Annotated in this window: 14 protein-coding genes; 11 read left to right on the top strand and 3 right to left on the bottom strand. The window is 71.4% G+C overall.

Annotation, left to right across the window (positions count from 1 at the left end):
• Window positions 1-16 precede the first annotated feature (16 nt).
• Window positions 17-1,426: a DNA repair protein RadA gene (radA, locus tag ABD366_RS40605; RefSeq protein ID WP_324770782.1), complete on the bottom strand. Its 1,410-nt coding sequence runs from the start codon at window positions 1,424-1,426 to the stop codon at window positions 17-19.
• A 222-nt stretch (window positions 1,427-1,648) separates the two neighbouring features.
• On the opposite strand from radA, the gene ABD366_RS40600 reads away from it, so the two are divergent.
• Window positions 1,649-3,424, top strand: a complete 1,776-nt coding sequence (locus ABD366_RS40600; RefSeq protein WP_344443479.1) for a BACON domain-containing protein — start codon at window positions 1,649-1,651, stop codon at window positions 3,422-3,424.
• Between the two features lie 40 nt (window positions 3,425-3,464).
• Here ABD366_RS40600 and ABD366_RS40595 read toward each other — a convergent pair whose 3' ends face one another.
• Entirely contained in the window at window positions 3,465-4,388 is a 924-nt protein-coding gene (locus ABD366_RS40595) for a DUF3109 family protein (RefSeq protein WP_324770680.1), read from the bottom strand.
• 83 nt (window positions 4,389-4,471) lie between these two features.
• On the opposite strand from ABD366_RS40595, the gene ABD366_RS40590 reads away from it, so the two are divergent.
• From ABD366_RS40590 to ilvD, 4 genes are all read left to right on the top strand, one after another.
• On the top strand, window positions 4,472-5,404 hold the full coding sequence (locus ABD366_RS40590) for a Ppx/GppA family phosphatase (RefSeq protein ID WP_324770681.1): 933 nt from the start codon (window positions 4,472-4,474) through the stop codon (window positions 5,402-5,404).
• A gap of 573 nt (window positions 5,405-5,977) precedes the next feature.
• Entirely contained in the window at window positions 5,978-6,802 is an 825-nt protein-coding gene (locus ABD366_RS40585; protein WP_324769407.1) for a sugar phosphate isomerase/epimerase family protein, read from the top strand.
• Entirely contained in the window at window positions 6,799-7,416 is a 618-nt protein-coding gene (locus ABD366_RS40580) for a TetR/AcrR family transcriptional regulator (protein WP_324769406.1), read from the top strand. The genes ABD366_RS40585 and ABD366_RS40580 overlap by 4 nt, the downstream gene beginning before the upstream one ends.
• A 244-nt stretch (window positions 7,417-7,660) precedes the next feature.
• On the top strand, window positions 7,661-9,514 hold the full coding sequence (gene ilvD / locus ABD366_RS40575) for a dihydroxy-acid dehydratase (RefSeq protein WP_324769405.1): 1,854 nt from the start codon (window positions 7,661-7,663) through the stop codon (window positions 9,512-9,514).
• A 121-nt stretch (window positions 9,515-9,635) separates the two neighbouring features.
• Here the strand turns inward: ilvD and ABD366_RS40570 are convergent, their stop codons facing one another.
• Window positions 9,636-11,921: a serine/threonine-protein kinase gene (locus ABD366_RS40570; protein ID WP_324769404.1), complete on the bottom strand. Its 2,286-nt coding sequence runs from the start codon at window positions 11,919-11,921 to the stop codon at window positions 9,636-9,638.
• A gap of 279 nt (window positions 11,922-12,200) precedes the next feature.
• On the opposite strand from ABD366_RS40570, the gene ABD366_RS40565 reads away from it, so the two are divergent.
• The 6 genes from ABD366_RS40565 to proC all read left to right on the top strand — a co-directional run bounded on the left by ABD366_RS40565 (window position 12,201) and on the right by proC (window position 16,956).
• Window positions 12,201-12,605: an SH3 domain-containing protein gene (locus tag ABD366_RS40565; RefSeq protein WP_324769402.1), complete on the top strand. Its 405-nt coding sequence runs from the start codon at window positions 12,201-12,203 to the stop codon at window positions 12,603-12,605.
• Window positions 12,606-12,635: 30 nt separating this feature from the next.
• On the top strand, window positions 12,636-13,160 hold the full coding sequence (locus ABD366_RS40560) for an EamA/RhaT family transporter (RefSeq protein ID WP_324769401.1): 525 nt from the start codon (window positions 12,636-12,638) through the stop codon (window positions 13,158-13,160).
• 56 nt (window positions 13,161-13,216) lie between these two features.
• Window positions 13,217-14,005 carry a class I SAM-dependent methyltransferase gene (locus tag ABD366_RS40555; RefSeq protein ID WP_324769399.1) on the top strand — a complete coding sequence of 263 codons (789 nt, stop codon included), beginning with the start codon at window positions 13,217-13,219 and terminating at the stop codon, window positions 14,003-14,005.
• Window positions 14,006-14,401: 396 nt separating this feature from the next.
• The gene (locus tag ABD366_RS40550; protein ID WP_324769397.1) at window positions 14,402-15,184 is read left to right on the top strand and encodes an ABC transporter ATP-binding protein; all 783 of its coding nucleotides are present in this window, start codon (window positions 14,402-14,404) and stop codon (window positions 15,182-15,184) included.
• A 54-nt stretch (window positions 15,185-15,238) separates the two neighbouring features.
• Window positions 15,239-15,976, top strand: a complete 738-nt coding sequence (locus ABD366_RS40545; RefSeq protein ID WP_324769396.1) for an ABC transporter permease — start codon at window positions 15,239-15,241, stop codon at window positions 15,974-15,976.
• A 137-nt stretch (window positions 15,977-16,113) separates the two neighbouring features.
• The gene (gene proC / locus ABD366_RS40540) at window positions 16,114-16,956 is read left to right on the top strand and encodes a pyrroline-5-carboxylate reductase (RefSeq protein WP_324769395.1); all 843 of its coding nucleotides are present in this window, start codon (window positions 16,114-16,116) and stop codon (window positions 16,954-16,956) included.
• The last annotated feature ends 307 nt before the right edge of the window (window positions 16,957-17,263 follow it).

Genomic DNA, 17,263 nt, shown 5'->3' with positions numbered 1-17,263 from the left:
GAGACCAGGGCAAAGTCTACCGGCGCTCCTCCGTCTCCCGTGGGGCCTCTCGGCGACGGCTCTTCGGCAGCACCCGCAGGGCGTCCCCTATATCGGCGACTTCCAGGACCTTCATACCGGGCGGGATCTTTCCGGGATCGCTCGGTACCAGCGCGTGCGTGAACCCGAGCCGGTGCGCCTCGGCGAGTCTGCGCTGCACTCCGGTGACCCGTCTGACCTCGCCCGCCAGGCCTACTTCTCCGATCGCCACGAGGTTCTTCGGCAGCGGGGTGTCGCTCGCCGCCGAGGCGAGGGCGAGGGCGATGGCCAGGTCGGCGGCCGGCTCGGTGAGCTTCACACCGCCGACCGTCGCGGAGTAGATGTCCCTTTTGCCCAGGGCGCTGATCCGTCCGCGCTGCTCGAGCACCGCCAGCATCATCGAGACGCGGGAGGTCTCCAGGCCGGAGGTGGTGCGGCGGGGTGAGGGGATCTGCGAGTCGACGGTGAGGGCCTGGACCTCGGCGACCAGCGGGCGGCGGCCTTCGAGGGTGACGGTCAGGCAGGTGCCGGGGACCGGCTCGTCGCGCCGGGTCAGGAACAGCCCGGAGGGGTCGGCGAGGCCGGTGATGCCCTCGTCGTGCAGCTCGAAGCAGCCGACCTCGTCCGTCGTCCCGTACCGGTTCTTGACGCCGCGGACCAGGCGCAGGCGCGCGTGCCGGTCGCCCTCGAAGCTGAGGACGACGTCGACGAGGTGCTCTAGGAGGCGCGGGCCGGCGATCGCGCCGTCCTTCGTCACGTGCCCCACGAGCAGCGTGGACATGCCGCGCTCCTTGGAGGCGCGGATCAGCGCACCCGCGACCTCACGGACCTGCGCCATGCCGCCGGGCGCTCCGTCGATCTCGGGGGAGGCCACCGTCTGGACGGAGTCCATGATCAGCAGGGCCGGCTTGACCGCGTCCAAGTGGCCGAGGACCGCGGAGAGATCGGTCTCCGCGGCGAGATAGAGGTCGTCGTCGATCGCCTTGATGCGGTCGGCGCGCATCCGGACCTGGGACGCGGACTCCTCGCCCGTCACGTAGAGGGTCTTGTGCTCCGCGTCGGCCGCCTTGGCCGCCACGTCCAGGAGCAGCGTGGACTTGCCGACGCCGGGCTCGCCCGCGACCAGGACCACCGCGCCGGGCACGAGGCCGCCGCCGAGCACCCGGTCCAGCTCGGGGACACCGGTGCTGCGGGCCGTCGCCTGCTTGCCGTCGACCTGGCCGATGGGCAGGGCGGACGTCGTGACGCGGCCGGGCGCGGTCGTGCGCACCGCGGGCGCGCCGTACTCCTCGATCGTCCCCCACGCCTGGCACTCGGCGCAGCGGCCCAGCCACTTGGCCGTCTGCCAGCCGCACTCCGTGCAGCGGTACGACGGACGGTCCTTGGCGGATTTCGTACGGGCAGCCATGGACGAAACCGTAGCGGGCGCCTCTGACAACGCCGACCGGCACCGTCCGCACCCCGCCCCGCGCCTGGCCGACTTTGCCGGCGGCGGTTGCCCCGCGTAGCCGTGCTGGCCACGGAATATGGGGTTCCTGTCCCCCTTTGAGGGATCGTTTCACCCGTAAGGATTAAAAGTGCTCAAGGGGACGGAAGAGGCCCCTGTCCGCCGCCTACGGTCGCACGGGTGATGAGCAGCAGGCCGGAAACCCCCACCCACCCCACCGGCGCACACCGGGCGCACCGCGCCGGGACGAGGCGGCCGGTGACGCGCGCTGTTCAGCAGCGCCCGCCCGCTCGCTACGAGCCGTGTCTGGACGGCCTGTTCACGTACTGCCTCTCCGTGCTCTGCGACCACGAGGAGGCGACCGCCGCCCTCGGGGACGCCCTCGCCCTCGCCGAGCGCCGCGGCTCCCGCGCCCCGGCCGCCGACTCCGAGGCCGACCGCAGAGCCTGGCTGTACGCGCTCGCCCGCTGGTCCTGCCTGCGCCGCCTCGCCGAGGCCAAGCGCAGACGGCAGCACACCCACGCCTCCGGCAAGCGCCCGCCCGCACCCCCGGAGAGCACCGCCCCGAGCGCCGCACCCGAAGACGCCCTCCTGCAAGAAGAGCGCCGCCGCCAGCTCGCCCAGCTCGCCTGGCCCGAAGCCGCCGGCACCACCCCCGAGCAGCGCGAGGCACTCGAACTGGCGGTGCGCCACCAGCTGTCGCCGCGCGAGGTCGCGGCCGTCCTCGGCACCGACCCCGGCGTCACCCGCGAGCTGCTCGCGGCCGCCGCCTGCGAGGTCGAGCGCACCCGCGCCGCACTCGCCGTCGTGGAGACCGGCACCTGCCCCAGCGTCGCCCGCCTCACCGGGGACAACCAGCTGCTGCTCTCCTCCGCCCTGCGGCGCGAGCTGGTCCGGCACGTCGACGACTGCCCGCGCTGCCGCCGCACCGCCGAGCGCGCCGCCCCCGGCTCCTGGCCCGGCACCTCCGTGACCCCCGCCGCGCTGCCCCTCGTCGAGGCGCCCCGCGCCGCCCTGCACCGCGCGATGCACGCCCCGCACCCCGGCAGCGCGCCCCGCTTCGACCGGCGTGGCTTCCCGATGGACCCCAAGGACCGGGCGGCCCGCCGCGACCGGCTGCGCTCCCGGGCCGTGACGACCACCGTGGTCGCCACCGTCGTCGCCGCCCCCGTCATCGCCCTGTGGGCCGCCTACCGAGGCGCACCCCAGACCGGCGAGGGCACCGACGGGCGCTCCATCAGCGCCGGCGAAGTGGGCGGACCCGGCGCCCTCGACGGCGAGCACTCGGGCGACGCCTACGAGAACGCGGGCAACGCCAGCACCACCCCCGACCCCCGCTTCACCGCCGGCAGCCGCTCACCCGACGTCTCCGTAGAGGTGATCTCGCCTCCCACGCGCGCGGGCACCGGCCCCGGACGGCTCACCGTGGAGGCGCAGCCCAGCGGGGGCACGACCCTCATCACGCTGACCGCGTCCGGCAGTTCCGCCGTCCACTGGTCCGCCCGCACCGGCGCCTCCTGGCTGTACCTGAGCCGCTCCTCGGGCACCCTGCAACCCGGCGGATCCGTCACCATCCAGGTCTACGTCGACCAGGACCAGGAGCCTCGCGGGCACTGGAGCGCGCGCGTCGGGATCGACCCGTCCGGCGCCGTCATCTCCATCGAGGGGTACGGGCGCTGGGGCAGCGGCCATCCCGGGCACGGGCCGGGTCATGGCCACGGTCATGGGCCCGGGCACGGTCATGGGCCCGGCACCGGTCAGCCGGATCCCGACCCGACCGGCCCGTCGCCGTCGGATCCCTCGACCGACCCCGGCGATCCGTCGCCCTCCAACCCCGATCCGAGCTCGCCCGGGCCGGACCCCACGTCCCCGGGGCCCGATCCGACACCGAGCGACTCCTCGCCCGCGCCCTCGGATCCATCGGGGCCCGGGGACTCTTCGCCGCCGCAGTCTTCGTAGGCGTAGGCGTTCGTTGCTGCGGTGTGCCGGTCGGTGCTTCTTACTCGGTCGAGCTCGGGGACACCGGGTCCGCCGGGTGCGGTGCCGTCAAGGGGAGGCCCTTCGCCGTCGCCGCCAGGCGCTCCTCGCACAGCTCGACCAGCTTGGCGTAGCCGTCCTTGCCCAGCAGCTCCGTCAGCTCCGGACCGTACGAGACGTACACCGGGTCGCCCGCGCCGTGCGCCGAGGTCGCCGACGTGCACCACCAGTGCAGGTCGTGGCCGCCCGGGCCCCAGCCGCGCCGGTCGTACTCGCCGATCGATACCTGAAGCACCCGCGTGTCGTCCGGGCGGTCGATCCACTCATAGGTACGGCGCACCGGAAGCTGCCAGCACACGTCCGGCTTCGTCTCCAGCGGCTCGCGGCCCTCCCGCAGCGCCAGGATGTGCAGCGAGCAGCCCGCGCCGCCCTCGAAGCCCGGACGGTTCTGGAAGATGCACGAGCCCTCGTACGGGCGGGTCTGGCGCTCCCCGTCCTCGTCCTTCGACACCCAGCCCGTCTTCGTGCCCACGTCGTGGTGCTGCCAGATGTCGGGCGTGAGGCGCTCCACGAACCCCGCCACGCGCTTCTCGTCGTCCTTGTCCGAGAAATGCGCGCCCAGAGTGCAGCAGCCGTCGTCCGCGCGGCCCGCCTGGATGCCCTGGCAGCCGCTGCCGAAGATGCAGCTCCAGCGAGAGGTCAGCCATGTCAGATCACAGCGGAACACCTGCTCGTCGTCGGCCGGATCGGGGAACTCGACCCACGCGCGCGGGAAGTCGATCCCCTTCTCGTCCGGCCGGCCCGGCTGGTCCGGTCGCTTCGGCTGGATCTGGAGGAGCGGCTGTGACGGCTGGATTTCCTTCGGGGACTGCTTCACCTGCTTCTGCTTTGCCGACTTTGTCTTCTTGTCGCTCTTGTCGGCCTTGGCCTTTTTCGTCTTTGGCACCGTTCCAGAGTAAGCGCGTCGAGGGGGACGGGAAGACCTCTGCGGCGGATGGTCGAGCACGTGGGCGCAGTAGCGTTCCCTATATGAGACTCGGTGTCCTCGACGTGGGTTCGAATACGGTTCATCTGCTCGTGGTGGACGCGCACAGGGGTGCCCGTCCACTGCCCGCGCACTCGCACAAGGCCGAGTTGCGCCTCGCTCAACTCCTCGACGAGCGGGGGGCGATCGGGGCCGACGGGGTCGAGCAGTTGGTCGGTACGGTCCGTGGCGCCCTGGAGGCCGCCGAGGACAAGGGCGTCGAGGATCTGCTGCCGTTCGCCACGTCCGCCGTGCGCGACGCGAGCAACGCGGACGAGGTACTGGCCCGCGTGAAGGCCGAGACCGGGGTCGAGCTGCGGGTGCTGAGCGGGGCGGAGGAGGCGCGGCTCACGTTCCTCGCCGTGCGGCGGTGGTTCGGGTGGTCCGCCGGGAAGCTGCTCGTCCTCGATATCGGCGGCGGGTCGCTGGAGATCGCCTACGGGATAGACGAGGAGCCGGACGCGGTGGTGTCGCTGCCGCTCGGGGCCGGGCGGCTGACGGCCTCCTGGCTGCCGGGGGATCCGGCGGATCCGGCGGACGTGAAGGCGCTGCGGCGGCATGTGCGGGCGCAGATCGCTCGGACCGTGGGGGAGTTCAGCCGGTTCGGGGCGGCGGATCATGTGGTGGCTACGTCGAAGACGTTCAAGCAGTTGGCTCGGCTGGCGGGGGCGGCTCGGTCCACGGAGGGGGCCTATGTTCAGCGCGAGTTGAAGCGGAAGTCTTTGGAGGACTGGGTGCCGAGGCTCGGGGCGATGACTGTTTCTGAGCGGGCGGAGTTGCCGGGGGTGTCGGAGGGGCGGGCCGGGCAGTTGCTTGCGGGGGCGTTGGTGGCTGAGGGGGCGATGGATCTGTTCGGGGTGGAGACGTTGGAGGTCTGTCCCTGGGCGCTGCGGGAGGGTGTCATCCTGCGGCGGCTGGATCACTTGCCGGGGGCGTGACTCTCTTCCTTTCCTTCGCGGTCGCGGTCGCGGTCGCGTTCGCGTGAATGGAGGGTGGCCGGTTGCTGTTTCGTCGGCGGCTGTCGGGTTCGATCCAATAGGTGTGTGGTCGGGTACGGGGGCGGTCGGGGTATGTCCGTGCTCGCCATCTCGATGTCATCGCTGCTTGCTTCGGCCGCCGCGGTCAGGGGCAGGGGTGCTGCGCGCGGACATACCCCGCCCACCCCCTCCCGTTGTCCCCTACCTGTCCGCCGACGTCGTTCTTCCAAGCCCCTGCGGCCGCCCCCCCCACCCAAGCCCCTCCGGCGATTGAGGAGCGGGGGCCGGGGCAGAGCCCCGGGGCTTCGCCCCAGCGCCGGGTGCCTGGCAATCCCACCCCTCCGCGACTGTTCCCATTCCAGCCCCCTCCGGCTGTGCCACCCCAGCCCCTCCGGCGATTGAGGAGCGGGGGCTGGGGCGGAGCCCCGGGGGGTGCGAGAAGGGGCGGGGGCCTGACCTGGGGGCTTGGGCGGAGCCCGGGGTGGGGGCAGGACCACTTCCCCGCCGCCGGGCGCGGGCCCGTACTCTGTCTGCGTGGCAGAACCAGTGGTGCGCATCCCGGATGCGAAGGTCGCCCTGTCGACCGCCTCGGTGTATCCGGAGTCGACGGCAACGGCCTTCGAGATCGCCGCACGCCTGGGCTACGACGGCGTAGAGGTCATGGTCTGGACCGACCCCGTGAGCCAGGACATCGAGGCACTGCGCCGGCTGAGCGACTACCACCGGATCCCGATCCTGGCCGTACACGCGCCATGTCTGCTGATCACACAGCGGGTGTGGTCCACGGACCCCTGGGTGAAACTGCAGCGCGCAAAGGCCGCGGCGGAGAAGCTCGGCGCATCGACCGTCGTGGTGCACCCGCCCTTCCGTTGGCAGCGCAATTACGCCCGGGACTTCGTCAACGGCGTATGGCGCATGGCCGACGAGACGGATGTGCGCTTCGCCGTCGAGAACATGTATCCGTGGCGGTACCGGGACCGCGAGATGCTCGCGTACGCCCCCGACTGGGACGTCACCAAGGACGATTACCGGCACTTCACCGTCGACCTGAGTCACACCGCCACCGCCCGGACCGATGCCATGCAGATGGTCGACCGGATGGGCGACCGGCTGGGACACGTGCACCTGGCCGACGGGAACGGGTCGAACAAGGACGAGCACCTGGTGCCGGGCCGCGGCACCCAGCCGTGCGCCGAGCTGCTGGAGCGGCTGGCCGGCAGCGGGTTCGACGGGCATGTCGTCATCGAGGTCAATACGCGGCGGGCCATGTCCAGCGCCGAACGTGAGGCGGATCTCGCCGAGGCGCTCGCCTTCACGCGGCTGCAACTGGCCTCCGCGGTGCGAGTGCCCCGTTCATGAGCGAACCTGGACGGCGTCGGGGGCGGCCCTCTCGTACGGAGAGCGGGGGCGGGCCCGGCACGCGGGAGCGGATCCTCGCCTCGGCGCGGGAGGAGTTCGGCGAGCGGGGGTACGAGAAGACGTCCGTACGGGGCATCGCGAAGGCGGCCGGAGTCGACTCCGCGCTGGTGCATCACTACTTCGGTACCAAGGAGCAGGTCTTCGCCGCGTCGGTCGAGACGGTCCTCGCGCCCGCCTTCGAAGCGCCCGCCGCCGTGGAGGACGGGCCGCTGGACGGGATCGGCGAGCGGCTGACCCGGTTCATCTTCGGCGTCTGGGAGAACCCCGCGACCCGCGCGCCGATCCTCGCCGTCGTGCGCTCCGCGGTCAACAACGAGGTGGCCGCCGGCGTCTTCCGCCGGCTCGTCGCCGCCCAGCTCCTGGCCCGCATCGGACGCCGTCTCGACCTGCCGGAGCAGGAGGCCGAGCTGCGCGTCTCGCTGGCCGCCGCCCAGCTGGTGGGCACCGCCATGCTCCGGTACGTGATCAAGGTCGAGCCCTTGGCGTCGGCGGACCTCGAGGTTCTCGTGGCCCGGCTCGCTCCCGTCGTACAGGGACATCTGACCGGCGAGTGAAACGTCCGGGCCGGCGAGTAGAACGTCCGGGCCGGCATTGCAACGTCCGGGGCACTCCCATGAGACGCGAATCCCATTATATGGACATGATGTCCGGATCTTGGAGTGGCGGCGTAGGGTCGGACGCAGTCTTTTCTGCCTGACTTGTCTTCCTGACTTGTCTTCCTGATTTATCTGTCTGGCTTATCTGTCCGACCATTCGGTCGGCAGGCGCAGTGATTTCCGTCTGAAGGAGCGAGCGACGATGCCCGAGCTGAGGTCCCGCACAGTCACCCACGGCCGCAACATGGCGGGCGCACGCGCCCTTATGCGCGCCTCCGGTGTACCCGGTGCGGACATCGGCCGGAAGCCGATCATCGCCGTGGCCAACTCGTTCACCGAGTTCGTGCCGGGACACACGCACCTGGCCCCGGTGGGCCGCATCGTCAGCGACGCCGTGCGCGCCGCGGGCGGTATCCCCCGGGAGTTCAACACCATCGCCGTCGACGACGGCATCGCCATGGGACACGGCGGCATGCTCTACAGCCTGCCGTCCCGCGACCTGATCGCCGACTCCGTCGAGTACATGGTCGAGGCGCACTGCGCGGACGCCCTCGTCTGCATCTCCAACTGCGACAAGATCACCCCGGGCATGCTCAACGCCGCCCTGCGGCTCAACATCCCGACGGTCTTCGTCTCCGGCGGCCCCATGGAGGCCGGCAAGGCCACGCTCGTCGACGGCACCGTGCGCAAGCTGGATCTCGTCAACGCGATCTCCGATGCCGTCGACGAGAGCGTCTCCGACGAGGACATCCTCCGTATCGAGGAGAACGCCTGTCCGACGTGCGGCTCCTGCTCCGGCATGTTCACCGCCAACTCCATGAACTGCCTGACCGAGGCCATCGGCCTCTCCCTGCCGGGCAACGGCTCCGTCCTCGCCACGCACACCGCCCGCAAGGCGCTGTACGAGCGGGCGGGCGCCACGGTCGTGGAGATCGCCAAGCGGTACTACGACGGTGACGACGACTCGGTCCTGCCGCGCTCCATCGCCACCCGCGCCGCTTTCGACAACGCCATGGCGCTCGACATCTCCATGGGCGGCTCCACCAACACGATCCTGCACCTGCTCGCCGCGGCGCAGGAGGCCGAGCTCGACTACACGCTGGCCGACATGGACGCCGTCTCGCGCCGTGTCCCGTGCCTGTCGAAGGTCGCCCCGAACGTGGCGCCCGGTGGCACGTACTACATGGAGGACGTGCACCGCGCCGGCGGTATCCCCGCGATCCTCGGCGAGCTGTACCGCGGCGGACTGCTCAACGAGGACGTGCACACCGTCCACTCCCCGTCCATCAAGGAGTGGCTGGACACGTGGGACGTCCGCGGGGGTTCGCCCTCCGATGAGGCCGTCGAACTGTGGCACGCCGCCCCCGGCTGCAAGCGCTCCGCCGAGGCCTTCTCGCAGTCCGAGCGGTGGGACACCCTCGACACCGACGCGGCCGGCGGCTGCATCCGTGACGTCGCCCACGCCTACTCGAAGGACGGCGGCCTCGCCGTCCTCAAGGGCAACATCGCCGAGGACGGCTGCGTCGTGAAGACCGCCGGCGTCGACGAGTCCATCTGGACCTTCGAGGGCCCGGCCGTCGTCTGCGAGTCGCAGGAGGAGGCCGTCGAGAAGATCCTGCTCAAGCAGGTCAAGGAGGGCGACGTCGTCGTCATCCGCTACGAGGGCCCCAAGGGCGGCCCCGGCATGCAGGAGATGCTCTACCCGACCTCGTACCTGAAGGGCCGGGGTCTGGGCAAGGCGTGCGCGCTCGTCACGGACGGCCGCTTCTCCGGCGGTACGTCGGGTCTGTCCATCGGTCACGCCTCGCCCGAGGCGGCCGCCGGCGGCACCATCGCGCTCGTCGAGGACGGCGACCGCGTCCGTATCGACATCCCCGGCCGGACGATCGAACTGCTCGTGTCCGACGAGGAGCTGGCCGCCCGCCGCGAGGCCCTGGGCGGCGTCTACGCCCCCAAGGCGCGCGAGCGCAAGGTCTCCGCGGCGCTGCGCGCGTACGCGGCGATGGCCACCAGCGCCGACCGGGGCGCGGTCCGCGACGTCTCCAAACTGGGCTGACCTGTAGTCCCGTAGACAGTCACCAGTTGTAGACCGTCACCAGTTGTAGACCGTCACCAGTTGTAGACCGTCACCAGTTGTAGACCGTCACCAGTTGTAGACCGTCACCAGTTGTAGACAGTCACCAGTTTTCGGGGCGGGCGCCGTCCGCCCCGAAAACCGTGCCGTCCGGCGCGCTCCCGTAGACCCGCTCACCGGCCACGACCGGCGTCGCCAGCTCGGCCACCACCCGGTCGGACCGGTCGCCGGGCCGTGAGCGCGTCTGGCCGAGGGGCTTGCCGTTGCCGGGCGCCATGGCCAGGAGGCGGCCGTCGGGAGCCGTCACATAGACCCGGCCCCGCTCGTCGACGCCCGGCGCCGAGCCCCTGCTGACCGAGGTCTCCGAGCGCCACAGCTGCTTCCCCGACACCAGGTCCTGCGCCACCAGGCCCCCGCCCGCGGCGAGCAGATAGGCCTTTCCGTCGTGCACGGTCGCCGTCGCCTGAGGCAACGGCAGCGCGAGCGGTACGCGTCGTGCGACCGCGCCGTCGGCGAGGCGGTGCCCGACCAGCGCCACCGTCGCGCCGTCCGCGGCACGCTGAGTGCACCAGACCGTATCGTCGGTCACTCCCACCGGAGTGGCCGTCCCCGGCGAACGATGCTGCCAGCGGACCGCGCCCGTCGCCGGATCCACCGCGCTCACCTGGGTGTTCACCCCGTCCGCAGCCGGAGTCGTCACGTAGGCCAGGTCTCCGCCGGCGTACGAGAGCACCGGCCGCGTCATCGGCAGACGGTGCCGCCAGCGCTGCTCACCCGTTCCGGCGTCGATCGCGGTCAGCGTCCCGTCGGGCGCGGCCAGCAGCACGGTGTCGCCTACGGGCTGCACCTGCCCCTCGTAGGCCGACACCCCCATCGACCAGCGGGTCTCCCCGGTCGCCGGATCGAGCGCGAGGAGGCGCGCGCCGTCCGGGGCGACGACCTGGAGCAGGCCGCCCGACAGTACGGGCGCCGGCGCGCTGCCGGCAGCGCTGCCGTCGTTGGTGACGGTGCCGGACGCCTTGCGCAGCCACAGCACCTTCCCGTTCCGCGGATCCAGCGACGCGGCGAGCACGCCCGGCGCCGTACAGCTCAGCGCATCCTTTCCGTACGAGCACACGGGCGCGGCCCCCGAACCGAGCTGCCGGCTCCAGGCCCGGAACGACGCGTGCGCACCGGCCTGTTCCGTACGCGAGCCGAGATCGTCGTCGCTCGGCGGGAGCGACGTCAGCGTCAGAGCGAGCGCACCGCCCAGCGCCAGAGCACCGGCGACGGCCGCGCCGATACGCGTCCGCAGGCGCCGCGGGGACGCAGAAGACTCCGACGCCGCCAGGGACCCACTGACCTCCGACGCCCCCGACTCACGTGCCGCCAAGGACCCACTGACCTCCGGCGCCCCCGAGGACTCACGCGCCGCCGAGGGCCCACTGACCTCCGACGCCCCCCAGGGCTCACGTACCTCCTGGGGCTCACTCGCCTCCGACGGCCTCCGCTGTGCCGGTATGAACGCCTCGCGCCCGTACTGCGCGAACGACTGGGCAGCGAACGACTGCGTGTCGTAGCGCGCCGACATAGCGCGCATCTCGGTCATCAGCTCGTCGGGGGTGGGCCGGTCCTCCGGCTCCTTGGCGAGGCAGCGCAGCACCAGCGGCGCCAGCTCCTCCGGCACGCCCGTCACGTCCGGTTCGTCGTGCACGACCTGGTAGGCGACGAGGTACGGGCTGTCCGAGTCGAAGGGACCGCGGCCGGTCGCCGCGTGCACGAGGACCGACCCGAGGGCGAACACATCGGCCGCCGGGCCGACTTCACGTGGCCGGCGGAACTGCTCGGGCGCCATGAACGGCGGCGTGCCGATCAGCTTCCCGGTCTCGGTGCGCAGTTCACTGTCCTTCGGCCGCGAGATGCCGAAGTCGATGACCTTGGGGCTGTCCTCCGCCAGCAGCACGTTGCTGGGCTTCAGATCCCGGTGCACCACGCCGACGCGATGGATGTCCCGCAGCGCCTCGGCCAGGCCCGCGGTGACGTGCCGCAGCTGCGCGGGCGTCAGCGGCCCGTTCCGCTTGACGTGGTCGGCGAGGGTCGGGCCCGGGATGTACAGCGTCGCCATCCACGGCCGGTCGGCATCGGGGTCGGCATCCACCACGGACGCCGTGAACGCCCCGCTGACCCGCCGCGCGGCCGCCACCTCCTGCCGGAAACGCCCCCTGAACTCGGGGTCCTTGGCGAACTCGGCATGCACCACCTTCACCGCCAGCGGCAGCCCGGCCGAGGAGCGCGCCAGATGCACGACGCCCATGCCGCCCGCTCCCAGGCGCTCCTCAAGACGGTAGTGCCCGGCATACTCCGGAAGTTCCGCTTCCGCGTCGGGCCCGATGCTCGGCCGTGACGGCATGTCCACCCCCGTGGATGTCGTCGTGATCGTCATGATCGTGGTGATCGTGGCGCCCGATCCCGTTCCTGACCTCGTACGCGATCTACGTGCTCGCGCGACGCACGGAGCCTAGTCGATGCTTCGTACGGGACCGGTGGGGCTTGCTAGCCTCCGCGTTCTACGAGAGTGCGACAGCTGTCCGTACCGTTCCGTACGGAAGCCAGCTGAGCACAACCACTTCAACGGGGCCTCAACGAACGCTGAACGAGCCCCGTTCGACGATCGACGGGGGAGACGGACATGGCGGTCGAGGACATAGCAAACACGACGCCCGAGACGGATACGGAGACAGGGGCGGAAGCGGTGACGGAGACGGTGACGGAGACGGTGACGAAGGCGGTGACGGAGGCAGTGGTCGAGGCGGTGACGGAGACGGTGACCATGGCGGTCGCCGCCGCCGGCCCCTACCCGGTGGCCCCGGGCTACAACGTGAACGTCCGCAGCGGACCCGGCACCCAGTACCGCGTGGTGCGCACCCTGCCGAAGGGCGCGCGCGTGACGATCAACTGCCAGAAACCCGGCCAGACCGTCACGGGCCCGTACGGCACCACCAAGATCTGGGACAACATCGGGGTCGGCGAGTACATCTCCGACGCCTACGTCAGGACCGGCAGCGACGGCTACGTGGCCGCCCGCTGCGCCTGATCCACCCCCGGTCCCGGTGATAATCGACCCGTGAGCGACGAAACCGGCACCGGCACCCCCAGCACCTCCCCGGCCCCCGGCCCCCGTCCCGAGGAGATCCGTTTCTTCGGGACGAGCTGGGTGGACCACAGCGGCGGCTACGCACTGCGCCGCGCCGCCGTCGGCGTGGGCGCGCTCCTCGCCGCGGTGGCCGGCTGCTTCGTCCTGCGCTTCGCCTACCAGGGCCTCGCCATCGCCGACGTCGGCGCCTTCGTGAACGTCCTGGTCGTCGTCATGTTCGCCATCTGCAGCGCCTTCGCCTTCAACCGCACCTGGAGCGGCTTCTCCCAGCGCCCCGACCCGGAGCGCCAGGCGTCGCTGCGCGGCTTCCTGACGATCGGCTTCGTCGGCGTGCTCGCCGCCCACGCCCTGCGCTGCCTGACCGAGGCACCGGGCGAGAAACTGCGCAGGCAGGAGTACGAGACCGCGCGGGAGCAGTTCGAACGCCGCACCACCCGACGCACCCGCAACCCGTCCAAGAAGGCGCCCGGCAAGAGCGGAAAGAAGAGGGCCTGAGGGCATGAGGGTCTGAGAGCCTGGCAGACCCTTCGCCGTGCGGCCACGATGACGTCATGACGGACCAGCCGCTTCCGAGCGCAGACTTCGCACTGTCCTTCGACACGGTCGCCGCCCAGTACGCCCACGCCCGCCCCTCCTACCCGCCCGAGCTCTTCGGCACCATCGAGGAATCGGCGGGGCTGAACCTGAGCCGTGCGCGTGTCGTCGACGTCGGCGCGGGCACCGGGATCGCCACCCGCCTGCTGCGTGACCGCGGCGCCCGCGTCATCGCCGTCGAACCGGGCCCCGGCATGGGAGCCGAACTCCGCCGGAACCTCCCCGACGTGCCCCTCGTCCGCGCCATCGGCGAGGCCCTGCCGTTCGCGAACGACTCCGTCGACCTGGTCGCGTACGCCCAGTCCTGGCACTGGACGGACCCGGCCCGCTCGGTCCGGGAGGCGCTGCGCGTGCTGCGCCCGGGCGGGGCGCTCGCCGTGTGGTGGAACGTCCCGGACCCGGATGTCGAGTGGACCGCCGAGCAGGAGGCCCGCCTCCAGGAACGCCTGCCCGGCTACCACCGCCACGGCGTCGCCACCGACGCCCCCGGCATCATCACCTCACTCGGCCTGACCCCACCCCCGGCCCCGACCTTCCACCGCCTCCACTGGACCCGCCGCATCCCTGTAGACCTGCACCTGGCCCACCTGGGCAGCCGCTCCTACTTCGCGATCCTGGGCCCCGAACAATCGGCCCCGATCCTGGCCACCGAACGAGCCCACCTACTGCGCCACTTCCCCGACGGCATGATCGAGGACGCCTACGCCCTGGAACTGACGATCACCCGCCACCAAGCCCACACCTGACCGCTTCCACAAACCCCATGCCCGGTCCCTTGCCACCCGGCGACGCATCCATTGCCCTGAAGGGGCGCGGGGAACGGGCGCGCGGTAATGCGCCTTGAAGGGGCGCGGGGAACGGCGCGCGGTAGTCCCACGGCCGTCCGGCGACCGCCGCTGCACGAGCCCCAACGGCGCGGATGCGCAGGCCCCTCCCACTCCGGCAACGGATCCATCGCCCTGAAGGGGCGCGGGGAACGGCGCACAACAGCCCCACCGGCGCTCAGCCAACAACACGGCAAAACCCCCAGCGCCGCTGAAGCCCCCAACCCCGCCCCGCCCAACCCCGCCCCGCCCAACCCCGCCCCCCCAACCGCCGCCCCCCTTGACGCCACCCCACCCCAGCGGGATATTCATCACGTGATGAATAAAGCCCCGGGCCCCCAAACTCCCGGCACCGGCCCCCGGAACCCCGCCATCCAGGCCACCACCCTCACCGCGACCCGCGGCCCCCGCCGCGTCCTGCACGGCCTGGACTTCACCGTCCCGCGCGGCCAGATCACGGGCCTCCTGGGCCCCTCGGGCTGCGGCAAGACGACCCTGATGCGCGCAATAGTCGGCACCCAGGCCAAGGTCACCGGCACGCTCCAGGTCCTGGGCCGCCCCGCGGGCCACCCCGCCCTCCGCTCCCAGGTCGGCTACGTCACCCAGGCCCCCTCCGTCTACCTCGACCTGACGGTCCGTCAGAACCTGGACTACTTCGCCGCGATCCTCGACCCCGGCCGCCCCGCGTCGGAACGCCGCCGCACGGACGTCGACCGCGCCCTCACGGACGTAGACCTCACGACCCACGCGGACGCCCTCGCCGGCAACCTCTCCGGCGGCCAGCTCAGCCGCGTCTCCCTCGCCGTAGCCCTCCTCGGCACCCCCGAACTCCTCGTCCTGGACGAGCCGACGGTCGGCCTGGACCCGGTCCTGCGCCGCGACCTCTGGAACCTCTTCCACGACCTGGCGGCCCGGGGCACCACGATCCTGGTCTCCTCCCACGTCATGGACGAAGCCGAACGCTGCCACCGCCTCCTCCTCATGCGCGAGGGCGAACTCCTGGCCGACGACACCCCCGAAGCCCTCCGTACGACCACGGCCTCACCCACGGTCGAACAGGCCTTCCTCCACCTGGTGGACGCGGCAACAGCCACCCCCTGACCGCACCCCAGAACCCACCCCGCCCCACACCCGACGCATCCGGGACGGCCCGCCATGAACACGTACCGCACCACCGCCACCGCCACCCGAGTCCTACGCCAGCTCCGCCACGACCCGCGCTCCATCGCGCTGATGATCCTGGTCCCCTGCGTGATGCTCTTCCTTCTCCGCTACGTGTTCGACGGCAGCCCCCGCACCTTCAACTCCATCGGTGCCTCGCTCCTCGGCATCTTCCCGCTCATCACCATGTTCCTGGTGACCTCCATCGCCACCCTGCGCGAACGCACGAGCGGCACCCTCGAACGCCTCCTCGCCATGCCCCTCGGCAAGGCGGACCTCATCGCCGGCTACGCCCTGGCCTTCGGAGCCCTCGCCGTCGTCCAGTCGGCCCTCGCCACCGGCCTCGCCCTCTGGGTCCTCGACCTGAACGTCACGGGCTCCGCCTGGCTACTGCTCCTGGTCGCTCTCCTGGACGCCCTGCTGGGCACGGCCCTGGGCCTCTTCGTCTCGGCGTTCGCGGCATCGGAGTTCCAGGCGGTCCAGTTCATGCCGGCGGTGATCTTCCCCCAGCTCCTCCTCTGCGGCCTGTTCATCGCGCGCGACAAAATGCAGCCCGTCCTGGAAGCGGTCTCGAACGTCCTCCCGATGTCCTACGCGGTCGACGGCATGAACGAAGTCCTACGCCACACCGACCTCACCGCCACCTATATCCGCGACGCCCTGATCGTCGCGGGCTGCGCCGTCCTCGTCCTGGCCCTGGGCGCGGCAACCCTGCGCCGCCGCACGGCCTGAGCGCCGCACCCCGAAGGCGACCGTCCGCCCTGCCGTCCTTCCTTCCGTCCGTCCACCGGACATCCCCTGGGCCCCGGCCCGCCCGATGCGAGGATGCGTTCAGGACGACGACGCGCACACGGAAGGCCCGAGCCGACATGAGCCAGACGACCCAGACGAGCCCGAACCCGCGCCACAAGGTCGCCGTACTCGGTACGGGCAAGATCGGCGAAGCCCTGCTCAGCGGCATGATCAGGGGCGGCTGGGCACCCGAGGACCTCATGGTCACGGCCCGCCGCCCGGAGCGCGCCGAGGAACTCCGCGCCCGCCACGGCGTCACCCCGGTCAGCAATCAGGAGGCGGCAGAAAAGGCCGACACCCTGATCCTCACGGTGAAGCCCCAGGACATGGGCACGCTCCTCGCGGAACTGGCCCCGCACCTCCCTGCCGACCGACTGGTCATCAGTGGAGCGGCGGGCATCCCCACCACTTTCTTCGAGGAGAAGCTGGAACCCGGCACTCCGGTGGTCCGCGTCATGACGAACACCCCGGCGCTCGTCGACGAGGCGATGTCCGTCATCTCGGCAGGCACCCACGCGACCGCCGCACACCTCACGCACGCCGAGGAGATCTTCGGCTCGGTGGGCAAGACGCTGCGCGTCCCGGAGTCGCAGCAGGACGCCTGCACGGCCCTGTCCGGCTCGGGCCCCGCGTACTTCTTCTACCTGGTCGAGGCGATGACGGACGCCGGCATCCTCCTCGGCCTGCCCCGCGACAAGGCGCATGACCTGATCGTCCAGTCCGCCATCGGCGCGGCCACGATGCTCCGTGACAGCGGCGAACACCCGGTGAAGCTCCGCGAGAACGTCACGTCCCCGGCGGGTACGACGATCAACGCGATCCGCGAGCTCGAGAGCCATGGAGTCCGCGCGGCCCTCATCGCCGCCCTCGAAGCGGCCCGCGACCGCAGCCGCGAACTGGCCACCGGCAACAACAACTGACTGCCCGTCGGGCCCGAGGCGTGAGGTTGACACGCCCCGGGCCGATCCGTACTGTTCTCCGAGTTGTCCGACGTGAGCGCCGCCTCTGGCCGGTCCCCGGGCAACCATTCCGCAAGACCTACTCAAACGCTCGACGCCGTTTTGTCGTGCCGTTTGTGCATGCTTTTACGGAATGAGGAATCCACGTTCGAAAGGGCGGGACCCCGATTAGGTCGGGGGCCGGGATTCCGCTAAAGTCTCACTCGTCGGAACGGCCCAACAGCCGGAAAGACACCCCCGGTTGACTGGGAATCAGGCCCGAAAGGAT

Source organism: Streptomyces kunmingensis (assembly GCF_039533535.1).
Taxonomy (GTDB): domain Bacteria; phylum Actinomycetota; class Actinomycetes; order Streptomycetales; family Streptomycetaceae; genus Streptomyces; species Streptomyces kunmingensis.
The sequence above is the reverse complement of the archived record's forward strand: the minus strand, read 5'-3'. Positions and strand labels throughout refer to the sequence as shown.

Excerpts from the sequence above, each read along its gene's own strand:
- proC (WP_324769395.1), top strand. The coding sequence starts at position 16,114 with ATGAGCCAGACGACCCAGACGAGCCCGAACCCGCGCCACAAGGTCGCC.
- ABD366_RS40580 (WP_324769406.1), top strand. The coding sequence starts at position 6,799 with ATGAGCGAACCTGGACGGCGTCGGGGGCGGCCCTCTCGTACGGAGAGC.
- ABD366_RS40570 (WP_324769404.1), bottom strand. The coding sequence starts at position 11,921 with ATGCCGTCACGGCCGAGCATCGGGCCCGACGCGGAAGCGGAACTTCCG.
- ABD366_RS40545 (WP_324769396.1), top strand. The coding sequence starts at position 15,239 with ATGAACACGTACCGCACCACCGCCACCGCCACCCGAGTCCTACGCCAG.
- ABD366_RS40550 (WP_324769397.1), top strand. The coding sequence starts at position 14,402 with ATGAATAAAGCCCCGGGCCCCCAAACTCCCGGCACCGGCCCCCGGAAC.
- ABD366_RS40590 (WP_324770681.1), top strand. The coding sequence starts at position 4,472 with ATGAGACTCGGTGTCCTCGACGTGGGTTCGAATACGGTTCATCTGCTC.
- radA (WP_324770782.1), bottom strand. The coding sequence starts at position 1,426 with ATGGCTGCCCGTACGAAATCCGCCAAGGACCGTCCGTCGTACCGCTGC.
- ABD366_RS40565 (WP_324769402.1), top strand. The coding sequence starts at position 12,201 with ATGGCGGTCGAGGACATAGCAAACACGACGCCCGAGACGGATACGGAG.
- ABD366_RS40555 (WP_324769399.1), top strand. The coding sequence starts at position 13,217 with ATGACGGACCAGCCGCTTCCGAGCGCAGACTTCGCACTGTCCTTCGAC.
- ilvD (WP_324769405.1), top strand. The coding sequence starts at position 7,661 with ATGCCCGAGCTGAGGTCCCGCACAGTCACCCACGGCCGCAACATGGCG.
- ABD366_RS40600 (WP_344443479.1), top strand. The coding sequence starts at position 1,649 with ATGAGCAGCAGGCCGGAAACCCCCACCCACCCCACCGGCGCACACCGG.